This is a genomic window from Mesorhizobium sp. M7A.F.Ca.US.010.02.1.1 (genome assembly GCF_004023085.1).
GTDB lineage: Bacteria > Pseudomonadota > Alphaproteobacteria > Rhizobiales > Rhizobiaceae > Mesorhizobium.
The window spans coordinates 44,138-69,638 of sequence record NZ_RZRV01000024.1 but is presented as its reverse complement, the minus strand read 5'-3'; the positions used below and the strand labels follow the sequence as shown (position 1 = coordinate 69,638).

Annotated in this window: 22 protein-coding genes; 13 read left to right on the top strand and 9 right to left on the bottom strand. The window is 63.4% G+C overall.

Annotated features, from left to right (window positions below):
* Window positions 1–14: 14 nt before the first annotated feature.
* Together EOA19_RS22680 and pgi are read right to left on the bottom strand one after the other, a co-directional pair.
* On the bottom strand, window positions 15–737 hold the full coding sequence (locus EOA19_RS22680; protein ID WP_128304850.1) for an HAD family hydrolase: 723 nt from the start codon (window positions 735–737) through the stop codon (window positions 15–17).
* A 5-nt stretch (window positions 738–742) separates the two neighbouring features.
* The gene (gene pgi, locus EOA19_RS22675; protein ID WP_127290073.1) at window positions 743–2,386 is read right to left on the bottom strand and encodes a glucose-6-phosphate isomerase; all 1,644 of its coding nucleotides are present in this window, start codon (window positions 2,384–2,386) and stop codon (window positions 743–745) included.
* Between the two features lie 345 nt (window positions 2,387–2,731).
* Between pgi and EOA19_RS22670 the strand changes: the two genes are divergently transcribed.
* The 3 genes from EOA19_RS22670 to EOA19_RS22660 all read left to right on the top strand — a co-directional run bounded on the left by EOA19_RS22670 (window position 2,732) and on the right by EOA19_RS22660 (window position 7,350).
* Window positions 2,732–4,225: a PLP-dependent aminotransferase family protein gene (locus EOA19_RS22670; RefSeq protein WP_023811490.1), complete on the top strand. Its 1,494-nt coding sequence runs from the start codon at window positions 2,732–2,734 to the stop codon at window positions 4,223–4,225.
* Window positions 4,226–4,415: 190 nt separating this feature from the next.
* Window positions 4,416–6,005 (top strand): trimethylamine methyltransferase family protein, encoded by a 1,590-nt coding sequence (locus EOA19_RS22665; protein ID WP_128304849.1) that lies wholly within the window; start codon window positions 4,416–4,418, stop codon window positions 6,003–6,005.
* 115 nt (window positions 6,006–6,120) lie between these two features.
* On the top strand, window positions 6,121–7,350 hold the full coding sequence (locus tag EOA19_RS22660; RefSeq protein ID WP_128304848.1) for an aromatic ring-hydroxylating dioxygenase subunit alpha: 1,230 nt from the start codon (window positions 6,121–6,123) through the stop codon (window positions 7,348–7,350).
* A gap of 46 nt (window positions 7,351–7,396) precedes the next feature.
* Here the strand turns inward: EOA19_RS22660 and EOA19_RS22655 are convergent, their stop codons facing one another.
* The 4 genes from EOA19_RS22655 to EOA19_RS22640 all read right to left on the bottom strand — a co-directional run bounded on the left by EOA19_RS22655 (window position 7,397) and on the right by EOA19_RS22640 (window position 12,111).
* The gene (locus tag EOA19_RS22655) at window positions 7,397–7,795 is read right to left on the bottom strand and encodes a hypothetical protein (RefSeq protein WP_128304847.1); all 399 of its coding nucleotides are present in this window, start codon (window positions 7,793–7,795) and stop codon (window positions 7,397–7,399) included.
* Window positions 7,796–7,851: 56 nt separating this feature from the next.
* Entirely contained in the window at window positions 7,852–9,240 is a 1,389-nt protein-coding gene (gene chrA / locus EOA19_RS22650) for a chromate transporter (RefSeq protein WP_128304846.1), read from the bottom strand.
* The gene (locus EOA19_RS22645; RefSeq protein ID WP_127290063.1) at window positions 9,237–10,055 is read right to left on the bottom strand and encodes a chromate resistance protein ChrB domain-containing protein; all 819 of its coding nucleotides are present in this window, start codon (window positions 10,053–10,055) and stop codon (window positions 9,237–9,239) included. The genes chrA and EOA19_RS22645 overlap by 4 nt, the downstream gene beginning before the upstream one ends.
* Before the next feature lie 250 nt (window positions 10,056–10,305).
* Entirely contained in the window at window positions 10,306–12,111 is a 1,806-nt protein-coding gene (locus EOA19_RS22640; protein WP_128304845.1) for an IlvD/Edd family dehydratase, read from the bottom strand.
* 146 nt (window positions 12,112–12,257) lie between these two features.
* Between EOA19_RS22640 and EOA19_RS22635 the strand changes: the two genes are divergently transcribed.
* Entirely contained in the window at window positions 12,258–12,707 is a 450-nt protein-coding gene (locus EOA19_RS22635) for a carbon monoxide dehydrogenase subunit G (RefSeq protein ID WP_127256475.1), read from the top strand.
* Window positions 12,708–12,722: 15 nt separating this feature from the next.
* Here the strand turns inward: EOA19_RS22635 and EOA19_RS22630 are convergent, their stop codons facing one another.
* Window positions 12,723–13,904, bottom strand: coding sequence for an Mrp/NBP35 family ATP-binding protein (locus EOA19_RS22630; protein ID WP_128304844.1), 1,182 nt, complete (start codon window positions 13,902–13,904; stop codon window positions 12,723–12,725).
* 268 nt (window positions 13,905–14,172) lie between these two features.
* Here EOA19_RS22630 and EOA19_RS22625 point away from each other — a divergent pair, with 268 nt between their 5' ends.
* Entirely contained in the window at window positions 14,173–14,550 is a 378-nt protein-coding gene (locus tag EOA19_RS22625) for a VOC family protein (RefSeq protein ID WP_023811693.1), read from the top strand.
* A gap of 11 nt (window positions 14,551–14,561) precedes the next feature.
* On the opposite strand, the gene EOA19_RS22620 is transcribed toward EOA19_RS22625, so the two are convergent.
* Entirely contained in the window at window positions 14,562–15,566 is a 1,005-nt protein-coding gene (locus EOA19_RS22620) for an inorganic phosphate transporter (protein ID WP_023811692.1), read from the bottom strand.
* A gap of 3 nt (window positions 15,567–15,569) precedes the next feature.
* Window positions 15,570–16,211: a DUF47 domain-containing protein gene (locus EOA19_RS22615; RefSeq protein WP_023811691.1), complete on the bottom strand. Its 642-nt coding sequence runs from the start codon at window positions 16,209–16,211 to the stop codon at window positions 15,570–15,572.
* Window positions 16,212–16,362: 151 nt separating this feature from the next.
* On the opposite strand from EOA19_RS22615, the gene EOA19_RS22610 reads away from it, so the two are divergent.
* From EOA19_RS22610 to EOA19_RS22575, 8 genes are all read left to right on the top strand, one after another.
* Entirely contained in the window at window positions 16,363–17,277 is a 915-nt protein-coding gene (locus EOA19_RS22610) for a LysR family transcriptional regulator (RefSeq protein WP_128304843.1), read from the top strand.
* 175 nt (window positions 17,278–17,452) lie between these two features.
* Entirely contained in the window at window positions 17,453–17,932 is a 480-nt protein-coding gene (locus EOA19_RS22605) for a formate dehydrogenase subunit gamma (protein WP_023811689.1), read from the top strand.
* Complete coding sequence (locus tag EOA19_RS22600; protein ID WP_128304842.1) at window positions 17,929–19,485, top strand: NADH-quinone oxidoreductase subunit NuoF; 1,557 nt, start codon at window positions 17,929–17,931, stop codon at window positions 19,483–19,485. The genes EOA19_RS22605 and EOA19_RS22600 overlap by 4 nt, the downstream gene beginning before the upstream one ends.
* Window positions 19,486–19,495: 10 nt before the next feature.
* Window positions 19,496–22,408: a formate dehydrogenase subunit alpha gene (gene fdhF / locus EOA19_RS22595; RefSeq protein WP_128304841.1), complete on the top strand. Its 2,913-nt coding sequence runs from the start codon at window positions 19,496–19,498 to the stop codon at window positions 22,406–22,408.
* 58 nt (window positions 22,409–22,466) lie between these two features.
* Window positions 22,467–22,691, top strand: a complete 225-nt coding sequence (locus EOA19_RS22590; RefSeq protein ID WP_128304840.1) for a hypothetical protein — start codon at window positions 22,467–22,469, stop codon at window positions 22,689–22,691.
* Complete coding sequence (gene fdhD / locus EOA19_RS22585) at window positions 22,691–23,518, top strand: formate dehydrogenase accessory sulfurtransferase FdhD (RefSeq protein WP_128304839.1); 828 nt, start codon at window positions 22,691–22,693, stop codon at window positions 23,516–23,518. Before EOA19_RS22590 ends, fdhD begins: the two co-directional genes overlap by 1 nt.
* A complete protein-coding gene (locus EOA19_RS22580; protein ID WP_023811684.1) occupies window positions 23,508–23,819 on the top strand; it encodes a formate dehydrogenase subunit delta in 312 nt (103 codons plus the stop codon). The genes fdhD and EOA19_RS22580 overlap by 11 nt, the downstream gene beginning before the upstream one ends.
* 111 nt (window positions 23,820–23,930) lie before the next feature.
* Window positions 23,931–25,484 carry an alpha/beta fold hydrolase gene (locus tag EOA19_RS22575; protein WP_128304838.1) on the top strand — a complete coding sequence of 518 codons (1,554 nt, stop codon included), beginning with the start codon at window positions 23,931–23,933 and terminating at the stop codon, window positions 25,482–25,484.
* The last annotated feature ends 17 nt before the right edge of the window (window positions 25,485–25,501 follow it).

Sequence of the window (25,501 nt, the reverse complement as noted above, 5' to 3'; positions counted from 1 at the left end):
GTCTACCGACGGGATCAGATCGTCTCCTTGACCCGCGCCGAGAGAAAATCCGGCAGATCGGCAACGGAATCCAGGATGGCGTCGGCAATGCCGGCCAGCGATTCGCGGGTTCCGGTGCCGGAGAGCACGCCGACCGCCAGCCCGCAGCCGCCGGCACGCGCCATTTCGAGGTCGTGGCGGTTGTCGCCGACCATGGCGATTTCCGCCGGCCTGAGGCCGGTGAGATCGCTGAAGGCCAGGATCGTGTCGGGCGCCGGCTTCGGATTGGCCACCGCGTCGTAGCCATAGGCCGCGTCGAACAATTGGGCGACGCCGAGCGTGACAAGCGTCTTTTCCGCGCCGCTGGTCGAATCGTTGGTGGCGACGCCAAGCCGGTAGGACTTCCTGTGCAGTGCCGTCAGCGTGTCGACGATGCCCGGCAGCGCCACGGCCATCGCCGAGCCTTGCACCGAGGTGATCTCGTTGAAGCGGGCGACCGCCAGCATCTGATCCTCGTTGGAGAGGCGCGGAAACCACAATTCGACGACGTCGAGATTGGTGCCGGAGGCAAATATCGAGTCAGGCTTAAAGCGCTTGTTGGCGAAATCGAAGCCGGCGGCGGCCAGCAGCCTGTCGGCTTTCCAGCGATCGCCTTCGGACGCATCCATGGCCATGAAGTCGGCAACGCCGAGCCAGGTGGCGTTGAAGTCGACAAGCGTGCCGTCCTTGTCGAACAATATTCCCTTGATGTCTGCCAAGCTTTTCACTCCGAGCCACGCAAATGGTGGATGAATCCCACAAGGCCTGCGGTCGATGCGTCTCGCTTGGCGGCACTTTCCTTGCCCTCTACGACAGGCAGAAGGCCGGTGGCCAGTTCCTTGCCGAGTTCGACGCCCCACTGGTCGAAGGAGTTGATGTTGAACAGCGTGCCCTCGACGAAGACGCGGTGCTCGTAGAGCGCGATCAGCCGGCCGAAGGTGCGCGGGTCGAGTTTGCGGTAAAGGATGGTCACCGAGGGGCGATTGCCGGAGAAGACGCGGTGCGGGGCTATCTTGTCGACCTCGGCCGGCTTCATGCCCTTGGCCAGCATCTGGGCGCGGGCTTCGTCCAGCGTGCGGCCCTTCATCAGCGCTTCCGACTGCGCCAGGCAGTTGGCGAGCAGCAGATCGTGCTGGTGCTTGAGATCGGGCTCGTGGCCGACGGCCGCGGCGAGGAACTCGACCGGGATGAAATCGGTGCCCTGGTGGAGCAGCTGGAAGAAGGCATGCTGGCCGTTGGTGCCGGGTTCGCCCCAGACAAGCGGTCCGGTCGGCGTCGTTGCCGCCGTGCCTTCGAGGGTGACGCTCTTGCCGTTCGATTCCATGTCGAGCTGCTGCAGATAGGCGGGCAATCTGGACAGGCGCTGGTCGTAAGGGATGACGGCGCGCGCCGGGTAACCGCAGATGACGCGATGCCACCAGCCGACCAGCCCCAGCAGCGCCGGCAGGTTCTCCTGCACCGGTGCGGTACGGAAATGCTCGTCCATCTCATGCGCGCCATCGAGGAAGGCGCGAAAATTCCGCGGGCCGACAGCGATCATCACCGGCAGGCCGATGGCGCCCCAGAGCGAATAGCGGCCGCCGACCCAATCCCAGAAGCCGAAGACGCGATCGGGCGCGATGCCGAACTTGGCGACCAGATCGAGCGCAGTGGACACGGCGGCGAAGTGCTTGCCGACCGCTTCCTTGCCGAGCGCCTTCTGCACCCAGTCGCGCGCCGTCTGCGCATTGGTCATCGTCTCGACGGTGGTGAAGGTCTTGGAAGCGATGATGAAAAGCGTGGTCTCGGCGGACAGCCCCTTCAGCGTGTCGTGGATATGGGCGCCGTCGATGTTGGAAACGTAATGCGCGCGCGGCCCGTCATGATAGGGCGCCAGCGCCAGCGTCGCCATGGCCGGGCCGAGATCGGAACCGCCGATGCCGATGTTGACGATGTCGGTGATCTTCTTGCCGGTGGCGCCGGCCGCCTTGCCCGAGCGCACGGCATCGGCAAAGGCGCCCATGGCGTCGAGCACGGCGATGACGTCAGCCTTGACGTCCTGGCCATCGACGGTGACGCCCTTGCCGGTCAGGTTGCGCAGCGCCGTGTGCAGCACGGCACGGTCCTCGGTGACGTTGATCTTCTTGCCGGCGAACATGGCGGCGCGGCGACCCTCGAGATCGGCGGCCAGGGCGAGCTTTTCCAGCAGTTCCATGGCGGTCGCATCGACCGCGCATTTCGACCAGTCGAGCAGCAGATCGCCATCGGTGGCGGAGAATTCTACGAACCGCTTGGGATCGGCGGCGAAGGCCTGGCGCATGCTGGCGGGCGCTGCAGCGCGGTGATCGCGCAACGCGGCGAGCTGTTTTTGAAAGGACGATTGATCCACTGCCAAACTCCGAGACCTCGAGCCATCATTACGGACCGGATGTTTCCGGCGCGTGTCGTCGCGACAATCTATCGGGCCGAACTCCACCCGTTTCAATGCGCAGCGATGACGCACACCGTCACCCAGCGATGACGCAGACGTCACGCGGCGATGACGCACGATGTCATCGCCGGGATGAGGCGCCGCGTCACCCCAGGATGCCGCAACGCGGCATCAAAAGGACGTGAAGGATCACTGGCATAAATCCCAATGATCAGAAAAATTGATTGGCGCAACCCCTTGTGCCACGGTTACGTTCGGCTGGTCCAGCCAAGCGAAAAAGGCTGGCCATCGAGGAAATCTCCCATGCCACAGCGAAACGACACGGCGATATGGTCCGGCCTGTTCCGGATTTCGGCTGAATCCGGCCAAACCCTGCAGGCGCAGATCCGCCAGGCCATCGTAGCCGCCATTCTGGACCGCCAGATCGCCGCTTCGATGCCGCTTCCTTCCTGCCGGATCCTGGCCGAAAAACTTGGCGTGGCTCGCGGAACCGTGGTGCTGGCGTTCCAGCAGCTCGTCGACCAGGGTTTCCTGGTGGCGCGCGAGCGGCGTGGACATTTCGTCAATCCCGATGTGCTGGCGACACCGGCCAAGCCGCACCAGAAGGCGCCTGACCAGGCCAACGAGATCGACTGGAAGGCACGCCGCAAGATCTTCGCCAGCGACATGCCGCCGCCGGCCAAGCACGAGAACTGGATCAAGTCGTCCTACCCCTTCGTCTACGGCCAGTTCGATCCGGCGCTGTTCCCGACCGCCGAATGGCGCGAGTGCAACCGCATGGCGCTGGCGGTGTTGGAAATCCGCAACTGGGCGTCCGACATGGTCGACCGTGACGATCCGCTGCTGATCGAGCAAATCCAGGCGCGGCTCCTGCCCCGGCGCGGCATCTTCGCCAATCCCGACGAGATCATCGTCACGCTGGGCGCCCAGAACGCGCTCTACATGCTTGCGACGCTGCTGATGTCCAAAGGCTCCAAGGTGGCGATGGAGGACCCCGGCTACCCCGACGCCCGCTCGATCTTCCGCCTTGCGGGCGCGGAGATACAGCCGGTGCCGGTCGACCAGTCCGGCATCGTAACCGCTTCTATTCCCAATGATTCCGGCTTCGTCTTCGTCACGCCAAGCCATCATTGCCCGACCATGGTGCCGCTGTCGGCGGAACGGCGGCAGGATCTTCTGGCGCGCGCCAACCGCTACAACCAAATCATCATCGAGGACGGCTATGACAGCCAGCTTCTCGACGAGGCACCGCAGCAGGCACTGAAGAGCCTCGATCGCTCCGGCCGCGTGGTCTATGTCGGCTCGATGTCCAAGACGCTGGCTCCGGGCCTGCGGCTCGGCTACATCGTGGCGTCCGCCGGACTCATCGCGGAACTCAGGGCGCTGCGCCGCTTCATGCTGCGTCATCCGCCGGCGAACAATCAGCGCGCCGTCGCACTGTTCCTGTCGCTCGGCCACCACGAGGCGCTGGTGCGGCGGCTGTCTTCAGCCTTCGACGAGCGGCGCAAGCGGCTGGTCCATGCGATTTCCGCCTTCCTGCCGGAATGGCGCTCGACCGATTCGGCCGGCGGCACGTCGCTGTGGCTCGAAGGGCCGCGCGGTACCGATTCGCGCGGCCTGGCCGAGGCAGCCGCCTCGCGCAGCGTCATCATCGAGCCAGGCGACCGTTTCTTCGATCGCACTGAAAAGCCTTCGCGTTTCATGCGGCTGGGCATCTCGTCGATCGCACTGCAGCACATCGAGCCAGGCATCCGCGAACTGGCCACGGCCGCCGGACGCAGACCCGCGGCCGCCTGATCCATCGTCGATCTCTCGTAACCGGAGCCGCTCGCAGCGGCTCCGGTATTTTAGTTCTGGCACATGCAACTGGGCCAGCTGGCTCATAGGATGGGCCTGTGCCGGCGGCATAGTCGGCGCCAGGGGAAGAAGCAGGCCGATGGTGGACCAACCGCCACGAGTTCCCTGCCGACGAAGGTGGAGTGCTTCCATGCCAGTGGCTGTCGAACAGCAGGACACGCCGGCGAACCGTCGTCCGCAGCGCTCCGGTCTCCGCGAAACAGGACATGCCATGCGATCATCTCCCCTGGTGGAGGATACCAGACCACAGCACAAGACCATCGAGGGCGGCGGCTACGGGCCGCTGCGCGGGGATGACCGCGAGCGTATCCACGAGGGCGTGCTGACGCTCCTGGAGACAGTGGGCTTCGCCAACGCCATTCCTTCCTGCATAAAGGTGCTGACCAAGGTGGGAGCGGTCCACGGCGACGATGGCCGGGTCCGCTTTCCGCGCGCGCTCGTGCTCGACACCATCAAGCGGGCGGCACGACATTTCACGCTTCATGGCCAGGACCACAGGCACGACATGGTGGTCCAGGGCAAGCGCGTGCACTACGGCACGGCAGGCATCGCCGTGCACCTGGTGGATCTGGAGAAGCGTGAGTACCGCGAATCCAAGCTGCAGGACATTTATGATGCCGCCCGCATCGTCGATGGGCTGGACAACATCCATTTCTTCCAGCGGCCGATGGTGGCGCGCGACATCGCCGATCCGCTCGAGATGGATTTCAACACGCTTTATGCCTGTGTGATGGGAACATCGAAGCACGTCGGAACATCCTTCACCGTGCGTGAGAACGTGAAGCCTGCGCTTGAAATGCTGTACGCCATCGCCGGCGGCGAGGAGAATTTCCGCGCCCGACCCTTCGTTTCCAACTCCAACTCATTCGTCGTGCCGCCGATGAAGTTCGCCGAGGATGCCTGCGGCGTGCTCGAGGCCTGCGTTGAAGGCGGCATCCCGATCCTGCTGCTGTCGACCGGCCAGTCCGGCACCACGGCACCCGCGGCGATGGCCGGCGCCGTCGTGCAAGCAGTGGCCGAAGTGCTGGCCGGCCTGGTCTATGTCAACGCGCTCAAGCCCGGCCATCCGGCGATTTTCGGCGCATGGCCGTTCATGTCGGACCTGCGCACCGGCGCCATGGCCGGCGGGTCGGCAGAGCAGTCGGTGGCAACGGCGGCCTGTGCCCAGATGGCGCAATTCTACGATCTGCCCGGCGGCTCCGCCGCCGGCATGACGGATTCGAAACTGCCCGATATTCAGTCCGGCTACGAAAAGGGTATCACCAATGTGATGGCCGGCCTCTCCGGCCTCAACCTCGTCTACGAGGCGGCCGGCATGCATGCCTCGCTGCTCGGCTTCTGCCTGGAGAGCCTGGTCATCGACAACGACATGCTCGGTCATTGCCTGGGCTGCGCGCGTGGCATCGACGTGACTGACGAGGCCCTGTCGATCGACAGCATCGCCGAGGTCTGCCTCAAGGGCCCGGGCCACTATCTCGACAACGAACAGACGCTCAAGCTGATGCAGACCGAGCACTTCTATCCCGCCCTCGGCGATCGTTCCTCGCCGAAGGAATGGAACGAAAAAGGCCGGCCTGATATATTGCTGCGTGCGATCACCGAGAAGAAACGCATTCTTGCCGAACGGTTTCCGCGCCACGTGCCAAAACAAGTCGACGACAGATTGCGTGCCCGCTTCGGCAACCTGATCCACCTGCCGCGCACGCAAATGGGCGGCTGACCGGAGACGAGTTCGTGCAGCCATACAGCCACCACCCGGAGCCAATTCAGGACGGAAAACCGCTTCACACCTTTCCTGAAATTGCTCTGGGGACAACCATCGGGCAGAACGACAAATGAGTGTGCATCCTATCCAGCAAGCCCACACAGACGGCGACGCGATCGATCGGCTGGTGGCATCTCATCGACCAGGCCACGGCCTGGTGCGTGCCTTCTATCATGACCCGGCGATCTTCGAGCGCGACATGGAACGTGTCTTTCGCCGCCACTGGCATTGCCTGGCCCATGCCAGCGTTATCCCTAACCCCGGCGATTTCGAGCTGTTCAAACTGGGCGACGAGGCGGTCATCCTGACACGCGGCATGGATGGCACCGTGCATGCCATGCTCAATGTCTGCCGCCACCGCGGCGCCGAGGTCTGCACCAAGGAAAAGGGCAACGCGAAGATGTTCGTGTGCCCCTACCACGCCTGGAGCTATTCCAATGACGGCTCATTGCGCGCTGCCCGCCTGATGCCGAAGGATTTCGACCGCACGGCGCACGGGCTGAAGAAGCTTCATGTCCGCGTCGCATCCGGTCTGGTCTTCATTTCCTTCGCCGAGACGCCGCTCGATTTCGATCCGATCGAACAGTCGCTGCGCACGAGCTGCGGCCAATATGGCTGGGGCGACGCCAAGGTGGCGTATCGTCAGTCCTATCCGCTCGACGCGAACTGGAAGCTGGCCGTCGAGAACTATGTAGAATGTTACCATTGCGGACCGGCGCATCCGGAATATTCGCAGACGCATGCGCTGGAAAAACCGGCCGAGATGATCGAGCAGCTCAATGCGGCGATGGAGCAGCGCACCTGCGCGCTCGGCATCGAGATCGGCAGCGCCAACCGCTGGCAGAACTCGGCGGCCGGTCAGGAAGCAATCGACACCTTCCGCTACGCGCTCTATGACGGCTTTTCGAGCGGCAGCCAGGACGGCTCTCCGGTGGCCCCGCTGATGGGCCGCTTCACCGACTATGACGGTGGCGTCACCTCCATCCATCTCGGCGGCACGACCTTTCTCGTCTGCTATCCCGATCACGGCATGATCTACCGATTCATCCCGAAAACGGCTGGTACATGCGAGATGGAACTGATCTGGCTGGTGCGCGGCGACGCGGTCGAGGGCCAGGACTACGATCTGGAGAAGCTGACCTGGCTGTGGAAGATCACCACAGAAGAGGACAAGAAGATCATCGAGCACACCGCGCGCGGCGTGCGCTCGCACTATTTCGTGCCCGGACCTATCGCGCCTATGGAATACAACGAACTGCGCTACATCGGCTGGTATCTCGAGGAGATCAGCCGGGCCTGAACGGCTCGGCTGCCTTGGGAGAATCAGGCAGATCCTGCCTTTCGCGTCATTCCGCGCTGAGCCCGTATCGGTCGACGACTTCGGGGTTGATGAGCTTGGCATGCAGTGTCATCAGCACGATCTGCGCGTCGAGGCTGTCGCCGGTTTCAAGCGCCGCCTCGATGCGGCGCTCGGCTTCCAGCGTCCGCTCATGGCCATTGGCTTGCTCGAAGGTTTCGGGACCCGCGATGCAATAGCTGCATAATTGTGCCACCGACGCATAGGTACCCCGTGGCGGCTCGTCGGGCCAGCGATCCTTCATGAGATTGACCAGGGTAAGCTTCACGCCCTCCGGCACAAGGGCTGGATGCAGATCCGCGCCGCGCAATGCATCGTCGAGCTGCCTCAAGTCGCCCGAGCGGCCGAACATTCCGAGGAAGCCGAGGGAAGAGCGCCGTCCGGCCATGATGTTTCCTTCCGTTCCAGCCCACTTAGGTGGTGGGCATACAAAGGCGGTGCTATCTAACCAGCCGCCGCCAGCAAGACCCCTGCAAGGGCGGATAGCGCGAGTGTCGGCAGCATGCCGATCTTCAGCTTCAGGATGGCGATCATGGCGGCACCCGAAAGCAAGGCCGCGCGCCAGTCGATCGACGAAAGCACCGGCACATTCATGCCAAGACCCGTCGCTTGCACCTCACGGAAGATGACGTGCAAGCCAAACCATAGGGCCAGATTCATAATCACCCCGACAATTGCGGCGGTGATCGCGCCCAGTGCGGCCGACAGTGCCTTGTTGCCGCGCAACGCCTCGATGTAGGGCGCCCCGAGGAATATCCAGAAAAAGCAGGGCGTGAACGTCACCCACAGGGTGAGCAACGCCCCCAGCGATCCGGCAAGCAACGGGTCGAGCGAGCCGGAATGGCGGAACGCGGCGATGAAGCCGACGAACTGCAACACCAGGATGAGCGGACCCGGCGTCGTTTCTGCAAGCCCAAGGCCATCAACCATTTCACCAGGGGCCAGCCAGCCGAAGGACTGGACGGCTGCCTGCGCGACATAGGCGAGGACCGCATAGGCGCCACCGAAGGTGACGACAGCCATCAGGCTGAAGAACCGGCCTATCTCGGTCCAGACGCTTGCGGAGCCGGTGAACCACCAGATCAAAAGTGCAGGCCCGAGCCAGATCGGCAGCCAGATGGCGACGGTGCGCGGCGCGTGCCATTTGGTCGGTTTGACATGGGCCAGTTCGCCACGCTCGAACATCAGGTCGACCGCTCCCTTGAAGTCGGCAACATCGTCCTTGCCATGGGCCGAGCCGGAAAACAGGCCGGGAGCAATGCGATCCCCCAGCCATCCCGTCAGGCCGGCGAACAAGACGATGAGCGGAAACGGCACATTCAACGCATAGATGGCGATGAACGCCGCGACCGCGATCGACACCATGACCGGGTTTTTCAGGGCGCGCCGTCCGATCCGGATCACCGCCTCGATGACGATGGCAAGCACCGCCGCCTTAACCCCGAAAAACAGCGCCGCGACGAGTGGCATGTCGCCGTAGAGCATGTAAAGGCTGCTCAAGACGAGCATGACCAGCGCGCCCGGCACGACGAACAGGATGCCGGCGACAAGGCCGCCGATCGTCCTGTGCAGCAGCCAGCCGACATAGATGGCGAGTTGCTGGGCTTCCGGGCCAGGCAGCAACATGCAGTAGTTCAACGCATGCAGGAAGCGCTGTTCACCGATCCAGCGCCGGTCCTCGACCAGCTCCTTGTGCATCAGCGCGATCTGCCCGGCAGGTCCGCCGAAGCTGAGCAATCCGATCCTCGCCCAGACCTTCGTGGCTTCCGCGAAGGTCGGCGCAGCCGGCGGCTCGACGGCCACCGCCTTGTTGTCGGGGACAAGAATGGTCATGACGGCTTACCCGCAGCGGGCCAGTTGTGCGTTTCTTCGGTGGCGTCGCGACACCAGCGGAAGAACGCGTCGTAGAGCAGCATGCCTGCTTCCAGTTGTTCCAGATCGTCGCGGTACATACGCGACAGACCCAGCGAGGCAGCCAGAAAACCGGCCGCCTGGGGCACCAGGTCGAGGCTTGCGGTGTCGGCCGCGCGCACGATTACGGCGAGGCGATCGAGCGCCTCGGATTCCAACCCGAACTCCTCGATCATCGTGTCGAAGGTGCAGCGTTCGCCACGATGGCTCCAGAACACATTGTCGATGTCGAACGGCACGGCCTGAAAGCGGTCGGCAACAGCCAATACTTCAGCGGGCTCGACAAACAGGAACACCGCGTCGGGGTCGAGGAAACGCCGGATCAGCCATGGGCAAGCGATGCGGTCGACCTTCGGGCGCGATCGCGTCACCCAGACGGTGGCGCCCTTTTCATTGCGCGGCGGCATTTTGGCGGTGCGGACCAGAAGTCCCCCGGCATCGCGCCAGGCCTCAAACCCGCTTTCAAGGGATTCGGCTGATATCCCCTCATGGCGCAGCCATGCAACGACGCCTTGCGAGAGCTTTTGCCCCTTCTGGCATACGACGGCCACCGGCTTGCCGGCGAATGCGGCCGCCCAGGTCGAAACGGTTTTGAAATCGCGCCGGCACGAAGCCGGCAACAGGCGCGGGTCGGCGTCGAAATCGTCATCGATGCGAACATCGATAATGACAGGCGCGCCCGGCAGACCGATGAGCCGGGACAGTTGCGATACAGTGATAGCGGTTGTTGACGGCATGGCGTCCACCTCCTGGAAGAGAAGCTTGGACGCGAACGTTGGGCTGACGCCTCACGGGGTCGTCGCGATGCACCCCTTGTCATGATGGTGGATTTGTTGGGCGCGCTTGTCAAGGACGGTGACCGTTCTCGACCTACCCGGCAACACGCTGACCGGAAAACCGACGGCGGCTTGATTTGATCAAGCCGCCATCCGTCGATCCAGAATCAATGATTGTCCCCGGAGCAATCAGTGATTGTCCCCGGAGCAATCAGTGATTGTCTCTGGGAACGCCGCTGGTGTGCGCGACGTCCTGATACTTCACCGCCGGCTTCAGCACCATTCCCTCCGAGAACTGCGCGACCATGCCGCGCTGGATCTCCTGCCAGGGTGTCTGGTGCTTGGGATAGTGGAAGCCACCATTGTTCTGCAGTTCGGCGCGGCGCCGGGTGATCTCGTCGTCGGTAACGAGGATGTCGGCCGTGCCCTTGCGCAAGTCGATGCGGACCCTGTCGCCCGTCTTGAGCAGCGCCAGTCCGCCGCCGATCGCCGCTTCCGGCGAGGCGTTGAGGATCGATGGCGAACCCGACGTACCCGACTGGCGGCCGTCCCCGATGCAAGCGAGCGCGTGGATGCCCTTCTTGATGAGATAGGCCGGCGGCTGCATGTTGACGACTTCGGCACCGCCTGGATAGCCGACCGGGCCAGCGCCGCGCATGAACAGGATGGTGTGTTCGTCGATGCCTTGCGCCGGGTCGTCGATGCGGGCGTGGTAATCCTCCGGCCCATCGAAAACCATGGCGTTGCCTTCGAAAGCCTCGGGATCATTGGGGTTGGAGAGATAGCGTTCGCGGAATTCCGGCGAGATGCCGCTGGTCTTCATGATCGCCGAATCGAACAGATTGCCCCGAAGATTGATGAAGCCGGCATTGGCCTTCAGCGGCTTGGCGACAGAGCGGATGACGTCGGGATTTTCGTTGGCGACGCCCTCGCTATTCTCACCGATCGACTTGCCGTTGACGGTGCGCGCGCCGGGATGCGGCAACAGCCCGCCCTTCATCAGTTCGGCGATGACCGCCGGCACGCCGCCGGCATGGTGGTAGTCCTCGCCAAGGTATTCGCCCGTCGGCTGCAAATTGACCAGTAGCGGCACATTGAGGCCGACCGTCTGCCAGTCGTCATTGTCGAGCTTGACTCCGAGGTGGCGCGCGATGGCGTTGAGATGGATCGGCGCGTTGGTCGAGCCGCCAATGGCCGAATTGACGACGATGGCATTCTCGAAAGCCTCTCTCGTCATGATGTCGGACGGCTTCAGATCCTCATGCACCATCTCGACGATGCGCTTTCCGGTCTCATAGGAAATCTGGCCGCGCTCGCGGTAGGGCGCGGGAATCGCGGCCGAGCCCGGCAACTGCATGCCAAGCGCTTCGGCCAGCGAGTTCATCGTGGTGGCGGTGCCCATGGTGTTGCAATAACCGGTGGACGGCGCCGACGAGGCGACGATGTCCATGAACTCGTCATAATCGATCTCGCCGGCCGACAGGCGCTGGCGCGATTCCCAGACGATGGTGCCGGAGCCGGTGCGCTTGCCCTTGTGCCAGCCATTGAGCATCGGCCCGACCGACAGCGCGATCGCCGGGATGTTGACGGTGGCCGCCGCCATCAGCAGCGCCGGCGTCGTCTTGTCGCAACCGATGGTGAGCACGACGCCATCGAGCGGATAGCCGTAGAGCACTTCGACAAGGCTGAGATAGGCAAGGTTGCGGTCAAGTGCCGCGGTCGGGCGCTTGCCGGTCTCCTGGATCGGATGGCAGGGGAATTCGAAAGGAATGCCGCCCATCGAGACGATGCCTTCGCGCACACGCTTGGCGAGTTCGATATGGTGACGGTTGCAAGGCGACAGATCCGAGCCGGTCTGTGCGATGCCGATCAGCGGCTTGCCGGACATCAGTTCGGCGCGCGTCAGGCCGTAATTGAGATAGCGCTCGAGATAGAGCGCCGTCATGCCCGGATTGTCGGGATTGTCGAACCACTCCTGCGAGCGAAATTTTTTTTTGTGGGTGGGGGCGCCTGCCATCATGGTCTCCGTATTTGTAAGACAAATCGATATGGCAACGCGCGGGAGCAGGCAAGAGGGCGTGCGGTCGCAACCGGACTTTGGTGCGATAGACACGCACCAAGCCGTGCGTTACGGGTTCCGACAGTCTTGTCCGGGAGGTTTTCATGGCTTTGGTGATCGAAGGCGAGGAGCGCATTGCCGCACCGCTGCAAAAAGTGTGGGAAGCGCTGAACGATCCCGAGGTCTTGAAGGCGACCATTCCCGGCTGCCAGAGCCTGGAGATGAAGTCGCCGACCGAGATGGCGGCAACCGTGGTGGTGAAGATCGGACCGATCAAGGCGACATTCAACGGCGAAGTGACGCTGAAGAACCTGAAGCCGCCGCACTCCTACACCATCCAGGGCGAAGGCAAGGGCGGCATTGCCGGCTTCGCCAAGGGTGGTGCCGACGTGACGCTGACGGCAGATGGACCTGACGCCACGATATTGAACTACGCGGCCAAGGCCGATGTCGGCGGCAAGATCGCCCAACTCGGCAGCCGGCTGATCGAATCGACCTCGAAGAAACTGGCCGGACAGTTTTTTTCGTCGTTCGGCGAAAAGGTCGGCGGCTGAGCCCTCAAGCGGGCGTCACTCGAACACAATACTCGGCACCGCCGCTGCCGCCGCGCCACGCTCTTCATTGACCCGGTCCCAGACCTTCGAAGCGATGTCGCGATAGATTTTCGCCTCGGCGCCGTCAGGCTTCGAGACGACAACCGGCGTGCCGGCATCCGAACTTTCGCGGATGCCCATCTCGAGCGGCACTTCGCCAAGGAAGGTGACGCCGAGGCGCTCGGCCTCGCGGCGCGCGCCGCCATGGCCAAAGATGTCGTAGCGCTTGCCGGTGTCCGGGGCGATGAAATAGCTCATGTTCTCGACGATGCCGAGCAACGGGACGTCGACCTTCTTGAACATGTTGAGGCCTTTTCGCGCGTCGATCAGGGCCAGATCCTGTGGCGTCGAGACGATGACAGCACCAGCCAGCGGCACCTGCTGGGCCATGGTCAGTTGCGCGTCGCCGGTACCGGGCGGCATGTCGACGACGAGCACGTCGAGACGGCCCCATTCGACCTCGCGCAGCATCTGCGTCAGCGCCGACATCACCATCGGGCCGCGCCAGATCATCGGCGTTTCCTCGTCGACGAGGAAGCCCATCGACATCACCTTCAGGCCGTAATTCTCCATCGGTTTCAGGATCTTGCCGTCGACGGTCTGCGGCCGTCCGTGGATGTTGAGCAGCCTGGGCATGGACGGTCCGTAGATGTCGGCATCCAGCACGCCGACGCGCAAGCCGTTGGCGGCGAGGCCGAGCGCGATGTTGACGGCGGTGGTCGACTTGCCGACGCCGCCCTTGCCGGAGGCAACGGCAATGATCGCCTCGATACCGGGCACGCCACGCTTGCCCGAGCTGTGCGAGGCCGGTGCGTGCGGAGTCGCACGCGCCGCGGCGGCAGCGGGCTGAGCCGGCGGCGCGGGCCTGGGTGCGGGGCGCGAGGGAACCGGCGCCTCCATGCCGCCGCCCTTCTTTTCGGCCGTCAGCGCGACGACGGCGCCGGCGACACCGGGGATCGCCTTGACGACACGCTCGGCGGCAGCGCGCAGCGGCTCCATCTCCTGGGCGCGGGCGGCGGGAACGGTAATCGAGAAGAAGACCTTCCCGTCGGCGATGAAAATTTCCGAAACCATGCCGAGGTCGACGATGTTGCCGGTGAAATCCGGCCCGTTGACCGTCTTCAGACGCTCGGTGACGATTTCCTTGGTGACGGACATGGCAGTTTTTCCTTACGCAGCTTGCGCCTGAGATGCAGCTTGCACCTGAGATAATGCAGTTTCCGGACAGAACCAAGCCGTGGAGCAATGGCTGTCTTGGCGTGCCTGAAAAAGCGGCGGGTCCTGTCGGATTTCATCCACGCCAAACGTCTTCCAGATAATCGAGCGCCGATGCGGCCAACAATCAGGTCAAGCGACAGTCGTCAAACGATCGCGGCGACCTATTTCGGTGACCAGCACGGGCCGACAACCAGGAAAGGAGACCATCATGCTCGCAAACAGCAACGCAACGGCAAATCTGGCGGTAAGCGACCTGGCAAAGGCCAAGGCTTTCTACGAGGGAACGCTTGGCCTGCAACAGGTGCACGATGAGGGCGGCGAACTGATCGTCTACAAAAGTGGCGATACCACCCTCAACGTCTATCATTCCCAATTTGCCGGAACCAATAAGGCGACAGCGGTGACCTGGATGGTTGGCGACGGGATCGGCGATATCGTCAAGGCGCTGAAGTCGAAGGGCGTCGCCTTCGAGCACTATCAGATGCCGGGCCTGACACTGGAGGGCGATATCCACGTCGGTTACGGAATGAAGGTCGCCTGGTTCAAGGATCCAGACGGCAACATCCTGAACCTTGTGGACAGGTAGATTTCCTCACCTCACCTCGCCAGGCCAACCGCGAGGTAGGTGAGCGCCGAAATCAAAGCGGTGGCCGGCAGGGTGACGATCCAGGCAATGACGATATTGCCGGCAATGCCCCAGCGCACGGCCGAGACGCGGCGGGCGGCGCCGACGCCGATGATGGCGCCGGTGATCGTGTGCGTGGTCGATACGGGAACGCCGAGCCAGGTCGCGGCAAACAGCGTGATCGCCCCACCGGTCTCGGCGCAAAAACCCTGCATCGGGTTCAGCCGGGTGATCTTCGAGCCCATGGTGTGGACAATGCGCCAGCCGCCGAACAACGTACCGAGCGCCAGCGCCGTCTGACAGGTGAGCACGACCCACAGCGGCACATAGAAAGTCGCGCCGAGCATGCCTTGCGAATAGAGCAGCACGGCAATGATGCCCATGGTCTTCTGGGCGTCGTTGCCGCCGTGCCCGAGGGAATAGAGCGAGGCGGAAAAGAACTGCATGACGCGGAAGGTGCTGTCGACCGCAAACGGTGTCTGGCGCACGAAGAGCCAGGAAACGGCAAGGATCAGGACAAGAGCCAGGATAAAGCCGGTCGCTGGCGACAAGACGATTGCCGCAACCGTCTTGCCAAGCCCTGTCCAGACGATGGCGCCCACGCCTGCCTTTGCCACACCGGCGCCGACCAGACCGCCAATCAGCGCGTGCGAGCTGCTCGACGGGATGCCGGCGATCCAGGTGACGATGTTCCAGACGATGGCGCCGACGAGCGCTGCAAAGATCACCGCCGGGGTGACGATGCTGACGTCGATGATACCCTTGCCCACGGTCTCGGCAACGTGGAGGCCGAAGAACATGAAGGCGATGAAATTGAAGAATGCCGCCCACAGCACCGCATATTGCGGCCGCAGCACGCGGGTGGAAACGATGGTGGCGATGGAATTGGCGGCATCGTGCAGGCCGTTGAGAAAGTCGAAGAACAGTGCGACGGCGACGAGGCCGGCCAGCACGGGAAAGGCAATGGTGGCTTCCATCACCTAGACATTCTCAATGACGATGCCGCTGATCTCGTTGGCGACGTCCTCGAAGCGGTCGACCACCTTTTCCAGCTGGCCATAAATCTCTGAGCCGATCATATAGGCCATCGGATCGCTGCTGCCGTGCTTCCTGAAGAGATCCTTCAGCCCTTGCTCATGCAGGTCGTCGGCCCGGCTTTCGACGCGCATTACCTCTTCGGCGATGGCGTTGAGGCGCACAGTATGCGTCGCGACCTTGCTGAGCAGCGGGATCGCCTCGGCCACCAGCTTGGCGGCGGCGACGATGACGCCACCCATTTCCTGCATCAGCGGATCGAACTCCTTGCGCTCGAACAGCTTCACCGTCTTGACCGTCTTGTGCATCATATCGATGGCATCATCCATCGACTGGATCAGGTCCTTGATGTCGCCGCGATCGAAGGGTGTGATGAAGGAGCGCCGCACCGCCAGCAGGACTTCCGCGGTGATGTGGTCGGCCTCATCTTCGAGATCGATGATTTTCTGGCACCATAGGTCGATATCCCTGCCCTGGAGAAGCTGCTCCAGCGCCTCGGCACCGCCGACCACGGTGCGCGAATGTCGTTCGAACAGGTCGAAGAAGCGATCTTCGCGCGGCAAAAGCTTGCGGAACCAGCCCAGCATGGTCGATCTCCCAGTTTCATCCACATAGCGCCGCATCGCGCCGCGGGAAATAGGTAGCCGGCTTAAAGGTGTGGATGCCGGGCAATTGTGCGTGGTGCTTGCGGTAGAGCACAATTTCCCCGACCTTGCAGCGAACGACCGGAAAGATCGCATGATCGACAAGCTGGAATTCTTCATCGCGCTCGCCAGGGAGGAGCATTTCGGCCGGGCGGCGGAGGTGTGCGGTGTCACCCAACCGACGCTCTCGGCCGGCATCAAGCAGTTGGAAGGCCAGCTTGGCGTCATGCTGGTTCTGCGCGGCTCACGCTTCCAGGGGCTGACGCCGGAGGGAAAACAGGTGCTGGTGTGGGCACGCCGCATCGTCGGCGACACCAGAACCATGCGCGAGGAAATGCGCGCGGCGCGCCACGGACTTTCCGGCCGTATCCGCATCGCCGCCATCCCGACGGCGCTCGCCATGCTGCCGCGGCTGACGACGCCGTTTCGCGAAAAGCATCCCGGCGTCACCTTTTCGGTGCTGTCGCGGACCTCGATCGAGGTGCTGTCGCTGCTCGGCAATTTCGACATCGATGCCGGGATCACCTATCTCGACAACGAGCCGCTGGGGCGGGTGACCAGCGTGCCGCTCTATGGCGAGCGCTACCAACTGATCACCGCGATGGGGAATCCCTATTCCGACCGCGACAAAGTGACATGGGCGGAGCTCTCGAGCCTGCCGCTGTGTCTGTTGACGCCGGACATGCAGAACCGCCGCATCATCGATCAGCATCTGGCCGAAGCTGGCGTGCAGGTGCGACCGACGCTGGAATCCAATTCCATGATCGTGCTGTTTTCGCACATCCGCACCGGCAAATGGTCGTCGATCATGCCGCTCAACCTTGCGGAAACATTCGGCTTTTCCGAGCCGATCCGGGCCATTCCGATCATCGAGCCAGATGCCAGCCACACGGTCGGCCTGGTGGCGACACCGCGCGAACCGCACACACCTTTGGTCTCGGCGCTGCTGGACGAGGCAATGGCGCTGGCGGACGATTTCCACGCCAACCGTTCCGCTAGACAGAGTTAGCCAAACGGAACGATAGAAAATTTCTATCGTACAACGAAACCGCTTTATTGATTTCAGAGGTTTTCTCTGGTTTCTTAAGCACTTAGCGATAAAGCGGCACGCGCATGTCGTTGTTCCAAAACAGCTTGATGCTCTTGGCCGATAGTATGGGTCGCTACGATAGGGAGGGCGCTGCATGACAATGCAGCCTGCAAGTACCGAGATTACGTCGCGCACGGCCGCGATCATCCAGGAGATGAAGGGCCTCGAAGGCCCATTGCTGCCGATCCTTCACGGCATCCAGGAAGAGTTCGGCCATGTGCCCAAGGATGCGCTGCCGGTCATCGCCGAGGCGCTGAACATTTCCAGGGCCGAGGTGCACGGCGTCGTCAGCTTTTATCATGATTACCGCAGCCACCCGGCAGGCAGGCATGTGCTGAAGCTCTGCCAGGCGGAATCCTGCCAGTCGATGGGTTCGGACGCCATCGCCGCCAAGCTGAAGCAATTGCTGGGCATCGGCTTCCATGAGACGACCCGCGACGGTTCGGTGACGCTGGAGCCGGTCTATTGTCTCGGCCTGTGCGCCTGTTCGCCCGCCGCAATGCTGGATGGCGAGGTGATCGGGCGGCTCGATGACGAGAAGCTCGACGAGATCGTTGCAGAGGTGCGCTCATGATCCCGCGTATCTACATTCCCGGCGATTCCGGTGCGCTGGCGCTTGGCGCCGAAAAGGTCGCCAAGGCGATCGCCGGCGAACTCGCCGAGCGCGGCATCGAAGCCAAGATCGTGCGCAACGGGTCGCGCGGCGCCTATTTCCTCGAGCCTATGGTCGAAGTCGCGACAGCCAATGGCCGCATCGCCTACGGGCCGGTCAAGCCGTCCGACGTCAAAAGCCTGTTCGACAGCGGCTTCCTCACCGGCGGCCACCACAAGCGCTGGCTGGGCACGCCGGACAAGATCCCCTTCCTGGCCAAGCAGACGCGGCTGACCTTCGCGCGCTGCGGCGTCACGGATCCGCTTTCGCTCGAATCCTACAAGAAGCATGGCGGGTTGAACGGACTGACGAACGCGCTGGCGCTGACGCCTGCCGCCACCGTCGCCCAGGTTACCGAGTCGGGCCTGCGCGGGCGCGGCGGCGCAGGCTTCCCGACCGGCATCAAGTGGAAAACGGTGCTCGATACCGCAGGCGACCGCAAATACATCGTCTGCAACGCCGACGAAGGCGATTCGGGTACCTTCGCCGATCGCATGATCATGGAGGGCGATCCCTTCGTGCTGATCGAAGGCATGACGATCGCCGGTATAGCCACGGGCGCGACGAAGGGCTTCGTCTATGTCCGCTCGGAATATCCGCATGCGGTGGCGGTGATGAACAAGGCCGTCGAGATCGCCCGCAAGGCTGGCGTTCTTGGCGCCAGCGTGCTGGGCTCACCCTACGCTTTCGACATGGAGATCCGGGTCGGCGCCGGCGCCTATGTCTGCGGCGAGGAGACGGCGCTGCTCGATTCGCTCGAGGGCAAACGCGGCATGGTTCGGGCAAAGCCGCCACTGCCGGCGCATAAGGGGCTGTTCGGCAAGCCGACGGTGATCAACAACGTCATCTCGCTGGCCTCGGTGCCTGTCATCATGGACAAGGGTGCGGCCTACTACAAGGATTTCGGCATGGGCCGCTCGCGCGGCACGATCCCGATCCAGATCGCCGGCAACGTCAAATATGCCGGTCTGTTCGAAGCCGCTTTCGGCATGACGCTGGGCGAGATCGTCGACGAGATCGGCGGCGGCACGGCCACGGGGCGCCCCGTCAAGGCCGTGCAGGTCGGCGGGCCGCTCGGCGCCTATTTCCCGCGCGCGCTGTTCGACACGCCATTCGATTATGAAGCCTTCGCCGCCAAGGACGGGCTGATTGGCCATGCCGGCATCGTGGTGTTCGACGACACCGCCGACATGCTGAAACAGGCGCGCTTCGCCATGGAGTTCTGCGCCATCGAAAGCTGTGGCAAATGCACGCCCTGCCGCATCGGCTCGACGCGCGGGGTTGAGACCATCGACAGAATAGTTGCGGGCATTGAGCCGGAGAAGAACCTCGCTCTGGTCACCGATCTCTGCAACACGATGAAGTTTGGTTCGCTCTGCGCGCTGGGCGGCTTCACGCCCTATCCCGTGATGAGCTCGATCACCCATTTCCCCGACGACTTCAAGCCAGCGCCCGTGCGCGTGGCTGCCGAATAGGAGCTGGCAGATGAACATCAAGGCCGACTTCCCCTCCCTCGTCGAAGAGATCGACTACGGAACCCCCCAATCGAAGGCGCAGAAGCAGGTCACGCTGAACGTCGACGGGCGCAGCATCACCGTGCCGGAAGGCACCTCGATCATGCGTGCGGCCATGGAGGGCGGGGTCGAGATCCCGAAGCTTTGCGCCACCGACATGCTGGACTCCTTCGGGTCGTGCCGTGTCTGCCTTGTCGAGATCGAAGGACGTGGCGGCACGCCGGCGTCCTGCACGACGCCCGTCGGCGAAGGCATGATCGTGCGCACGCAGACCGAGCGGCTCGACGCCATTCGCCGAGGCGTCATGGAACTCTACGTCTCCGACCATCCGACCGGCTGGAACGAACAGGCCGGAACCGGCGCCAGCGAGTTCGATGCAGTGGCGAAGTCGATCGGCCTGATCGAGAACCGCTACGGCATCGAAGGTCGCAACCACGTCAAGCCGGAAGGTGGCGTGGCGCCCGGCCATGGCTCGCTGGCGGTCGACTACATCGCCCGCGACGAGTCCAACCCCTATTTCACCTATGATGCCTCGCAATGCATCGTCTGCTCGCGCTGCGTGCGGGCCTGCGAAGAGGTGCAGGGCACCTTCGCGCTGACCATCGAGGGACGAGGCTTCGAATCCCGGGTTTCGGCGGGGATGCACGAGGCGTTCATCGATTCGGAATGCGTGTCCTGCGGCGCCTGCGTCCAGGCCTGTCCAACCGATGCGCTGCGTGAGAAGACGGTGCTTGCCAAGGGCCTGCCGGAGCGCTCCGCCGTCACCACCTGTGCCTATTGCGGCGTCGGCTGCTCATTCAAGGCCGAGGTGAAGGGTGACGAAGTCGTTCGCATGATGCCCTATAAGGAGGGCAAGGCGAACCACGGCCATTCCTGCGTCAAGGGCCGTTTCGCCTATGGCTATGCCACCCACAAGGACCGCGTCCTGTCGCCGATGATCCGGGAAAAGGTCACCGACCCGTGGCGCGAGGTGAGTTGGGAAGAGGCGATCGCCCATACGGCCAAGGAATTCCGCCGCATCCAGTACCAGTATGGACGCACCTCGATCGGCGGCATAACCTCCTCGCGCTGCACCAATGAGGAAACTTACCTAGTCCAGAAGATGGTGCGGCAAGGTTTCCGCAACAACAATGTCGACACCTGCGCACGAGTCTGCCATTCGCCGACGGGCTACGGGCTCGGCCAGACCTATGGCACCTCCGCTGGCACGCAGGATTTCGATTCCGTCGACTTCACCGACGTCGCCGTCATCATCGGCGCCAATCCGGCTTCCGCCCACCCGGTGTTCGCCTCGCGGCTGAAGAAGCGGCTGCGCCAGGGCGCCAAGCTGATCGTGCTCGATCCGCGCCGCACCGAGATGGTCAAGTCGGCCCATATCGAAGCGGATTACCACCTGCCGCTGAAGCCCGGCACCAATGTGGCCGTGCTGACGGCGCTGGCGCATGTGATCGTCACCGAGGGCCTGTTCGACGAAGCCTTCATCCGCGAACGCTGCGACTGGACGGAGTTCCAGGATTGGGCATCGTTCGTCGCCTTGCCGGAAAACAGCCCCGAAACCGTCGGCAAGCTTTCCGGCGTCGATCCGGAGTTGATCCGGGGTGCCGCCCGCCTCTATGCCAAGGGCGGCAACGGCGCGATTTATTACGGCCTCGGCGTCACCGAACACAGCCAGGGTTCGACCACGGTTATGGCTATCGCCAACCTCGCCATGGCCACCGGCAATATCGGCCGGCCAGGCGTCGGCGTGAACCCGCTGCGCGGCCAGAACAACGTGCAGGGCTCGTGCGACATGGGCTCGTTCCCGCACGAACTGCCGGGATATCGCCACATCTCCGGCGAAGCCGTACGCGATATCTATGAGACCTTGTGGGGCGTGAAGCTGGACGACGAACCCGGCCTGCGCATCCCCAACATGCTGGACGCCGCCGTTGACGGCAGTTTCAAGGGCATCTACATCCAGGGCGAAGACATTCTGCAGTCCGATCCCGACACCAAGCATGTCGCCGCCGGCCTTGCCGCGATGGAATGCGTCGTCGTGCACGACCTCTTCCTCAACGAGACGGCGAACTACGCGCATGTCTTCCTGCCGGGCTCGACCTTCCTGGAGAAGGACGGCACCTTCACCAACGCCGAGCGCCGCATCAACATGGTGCGCAAGGTTCTTGAGCCGAAGGCGCGCTACGCCGATTGGGAGGCGACGCAGGAACTTGCCCGCGCGATCGGGCTGGACTGGAACTATCAGCATCCCTCGCAGATCATGGACGAGATCGCGATGACGACGCCGAGCTTCGCCGGCGTCTCCTTTGAGCTGCTCGACCGTGTCGGATCCGTGCAATGGCCCTGCAACGAGAAGGCACCGCTCGGCACCCCGATCATGCACATCGACGGGTTCGTGCGCGGCAAGGGCAAGTTCATCCGGACCGAATATGTGGCGACAGACGAAAGGACGGGGCCACGCTTCCCGCTGCTGCTCACCACCGGCCGCATCCTGTCGCAGTACAATGTCGGCGCGCAGACCAGGCGCACCGACAACAGCATGTGGCACTCGGAGGACCGGCTTGAGATCCATCCGCACGATGCCGAGAACCGGGGCTTGCGCGACGGCGACTGGGTCCGGCTGACCAGCCGCTCGGGCGAGACGACGCTGCGCGCGCTGATCACCGACCGGGTGTCGCCCGGTGTGGTCTACACGACGTTCCATCATCCGGACACGCAGGCCAACGTCATCACCACCGACTTCTCCGACTGGGCGACGAACTGTCCGGAATACAAGGTGACGGCGGTGCAGGTCGGCGCCTCCAACGGGCCGTCGGAATGGCAGCGCGACTATGACGAGCAGGCCAAGCAGAGCCGGCGCATCGCGAAGCTGGAAGCGGCGGAGTAGTCTTGGCACCTCGCCTTCGAGGGAACGAGAGCGAAGTTACTTTGATGGAGGAACAAAGGTGACCCGAAAGGAAGCCTACGAAATGCTCCTTCGCCTTTGTGAGAAGCAAGGCGCCGATCTGGATCGCTTCCTAAGTGATATTCAGGGACATGCTGCCAAAGAGGATTTCGAAAAGCTTCGGAGCATCGTCGGCAAGATAATGGGCAACGGACACTACGAGGCGTTTGAAGCCATTGCCCATGATGTTCCCGAATTGGCGCCTGTTTGGATGAAGCGAACCTGATGCGTACCCGCCAGCCTCTCAGCCAAATTTCCCGCTTGGCGCATCGCGCCAGCGGCACGGCTGCTGCCGACCGCATGGTGCCGGAAGAGACGCCGGTGGCGTTCTCCTTTGCCGGCACCACCCACGCCGTGATGATGGCGAGCCCGGCCGACTTCGAGGATTTCGCGCTCGGCTTCTCGCTGACCGAAGGCATCATCTCGTTACCGGATGAGATCGAAGCGATCGAGGTCGAGGACCATGGCGCCGGCATCGACATCCAGATCCGGCTGAAGGACCGAGCCAACACTCGTTTTGAAGCGCGGCGGCGAAGGCTCGCCGGCCCGGTCGGCTGCGGGCTCTGCGGCATCGAATCGATCGAGGAAGCAATGCGCTCGGTCGATGCGGTTGGTGCTTCAAAGCTTACGCTTGATGCCGACGACATTGTCCGTTCGGTCAAGCTTCTGTCGAAAGTGCAGCCGCTGCACACCGAGACCGGAGCCGTGCACGCCGCCGGCTTCTATGTACCTGGCAAGGGCATCGTCATGGCGCGCGAAGATGTCGGCCGTCACAATGCGCTCGACAAGCTGGCCGGCGCGCTGGCCAAAGCCCGCATCGACGGCGCATCCGGTGCTGTCGTGGTGACATCCAGGGTTTCGGTTGAAATGGTGCAGAAGACGGCTTCTATCGGCTCGGCCTTCATCATCGCCGTCTCGGCGCCGACCGCACTTGCCATCCGCACGGCGCAAGAGGCCGGCATGACGCTGGTGGCGCTGGTTCGCGGCGACGATTTTGATATTTTCACCCACCCCGACCGGGTGGTTTGCGGAGTTGCCAAGCATGTCGCATGACGAAGAACACATTATGAGCACCGCCGAGAAGCTGGTGCGCATGGCAAACCAGATCGCCGATTTCTTCCATTCCAAGCCGCGCGAGGAAGGCATTGCCGGCGTCGCCGAGCACATCAACAAGTTCTGGGAGCCGAGGATGCGGCGGCAGTTCTTCGAAATGCTGGACGACGGCACCGGGAACTTCAACGAGTTGGTGGTGGCCGCCTCCGCCAGGATCAGGCGGCCGATCACGCCGGCTGCGGCCGACCTCAAACTCGGACTCGAGCCCTCCCCTGCCGATGTCGCCGCCTCGCAGGAATAGTCGCCAAGCCGCGCCGGCTTATATTCTCCATCGCTAAAGTTATCTGCCGCAATCTGCGCTGTTCTGCTATGGTTTGACGACCAGAAATCGTCAGGCCGGGGTGGAAATCTCGTGAGGCCGATCGAGACGCGATACGCCCGTAGCGGCGATGTGCGGATCGCCTATCAGGTGGTCGGGCAGGGATCGTTCGATCTCGTCTTCGTGCCGGGTTTCATTTCCAACCTCGACCTGCACTGGGAAGACGAGGGCTATACCAGGCTCTTGAAGCGGCTTTCGGCATTCTCGCGGCTGATCCTGTTCGACAAGCGCGGCACCGGTCTTTCCGACCGCGTCGACGCGCATAACCTGCCCAGTCTCGAAACGCGGATGGACGATGTGCGCGCGGTTATGGACGCCGCCGGCAGCGGCCGTGCAGCCCTGCTCGGCTCCTCCGAAGGCGCGCCGATGGCGATGCTGTTCGCCGCCACCTATCCGGAGCGGACGCGAGCTCTGGCGCTCTATGGCGGCTATGCGCATTTCCACAAATGGGTGATGTCGCCCGAACGCCTCGACGCTTTCATCGAGATGGCGGAGACAGCCTGGGGCACCGGCGCCACGCTGCCCCATTTCGCGCCGAGCCGGGTCGACGACGCGCATTTCGCCCAGTGGTGGGCACGTTTCGAACGATTGTCCGCGAGCCCGACGGCGGCGACGGCGCTGGCGCGCATGAACGCCGACGTCGACATCCGCCATATCCTGAGCGTGATCAGCGCGCCGACGCTCGTGATACATCGCCGCAACGATGCGCGGGTCGACCCCGATGCCAGCCGCTTCCTTGCACAGAAGATCCCCGGTGCCCGGCTCGTCGAGATTCCCGGACGCGACCATCCGATCTGGACCGGCGATGTCGAAGGGGTGGCCGACCTGATAGAGGAATTCCTGACCGGCGAGCGCGCCGTGGGCGAAGTGGACCGCGTGCTGGCGGCACTTCTGGTGACACGTATCTACGACACGGCTCGGCTCGGCGACCGCATGTGGAGCGAACGCAGCCAGCGCTTCCAGGAAACCTGGCGGCTGCTGGTCGGGCGCCATGGCGGGCGTTCGGCGGGCCTGCATGGCGAGTTGATGATTTCGCGCTTCGACGGCCCGGCACGCGCCATACGCTGCGCGGCGGCGCTGCGCGAGGCGGCGCAGGAAATCGGCGTGGCAAGCGCGCAAGGGGCGCATGTCGGCGAGATCGAAGTGCGCGGTCCGCCCGTCGGGATGACGGCGCGGGTGGCGATGCAACTGGCCGCCCATGCCGGGCGCGGCGACATTATCGCGTCGCGTCTCATCGCCGACCTGGCGGCTGGGTCGGGCCTGCATTTCACCGACGCCGGGCGCGTCAGCGTCGACGAGTTGGAGGAGCCGCTGGCGCTGGTCCATGCGACGTCCGAACAACATCTGGAACCCGCCGGCCGGCCCAAACCCAAGGCTGCCGAGCCGGCCGCATTGACGGCGCGCGAAAGCCAGGTGGTGAGCCTCGTCGCCGATGGCAAGAGCAATGCCGCGATCGCCGCCGAATTGAGGCTGAGCGAACATACGGTCAAGCGCCATGTCGCCAACATACTGCTCAAGCTGGACCTGCCGTCGCGGGCGGCGGCGGCGGCGTTCTCAGTCAGGCACCCTGGCCCGCACGGGCCATGAGAGCCATGGCGCTTTCG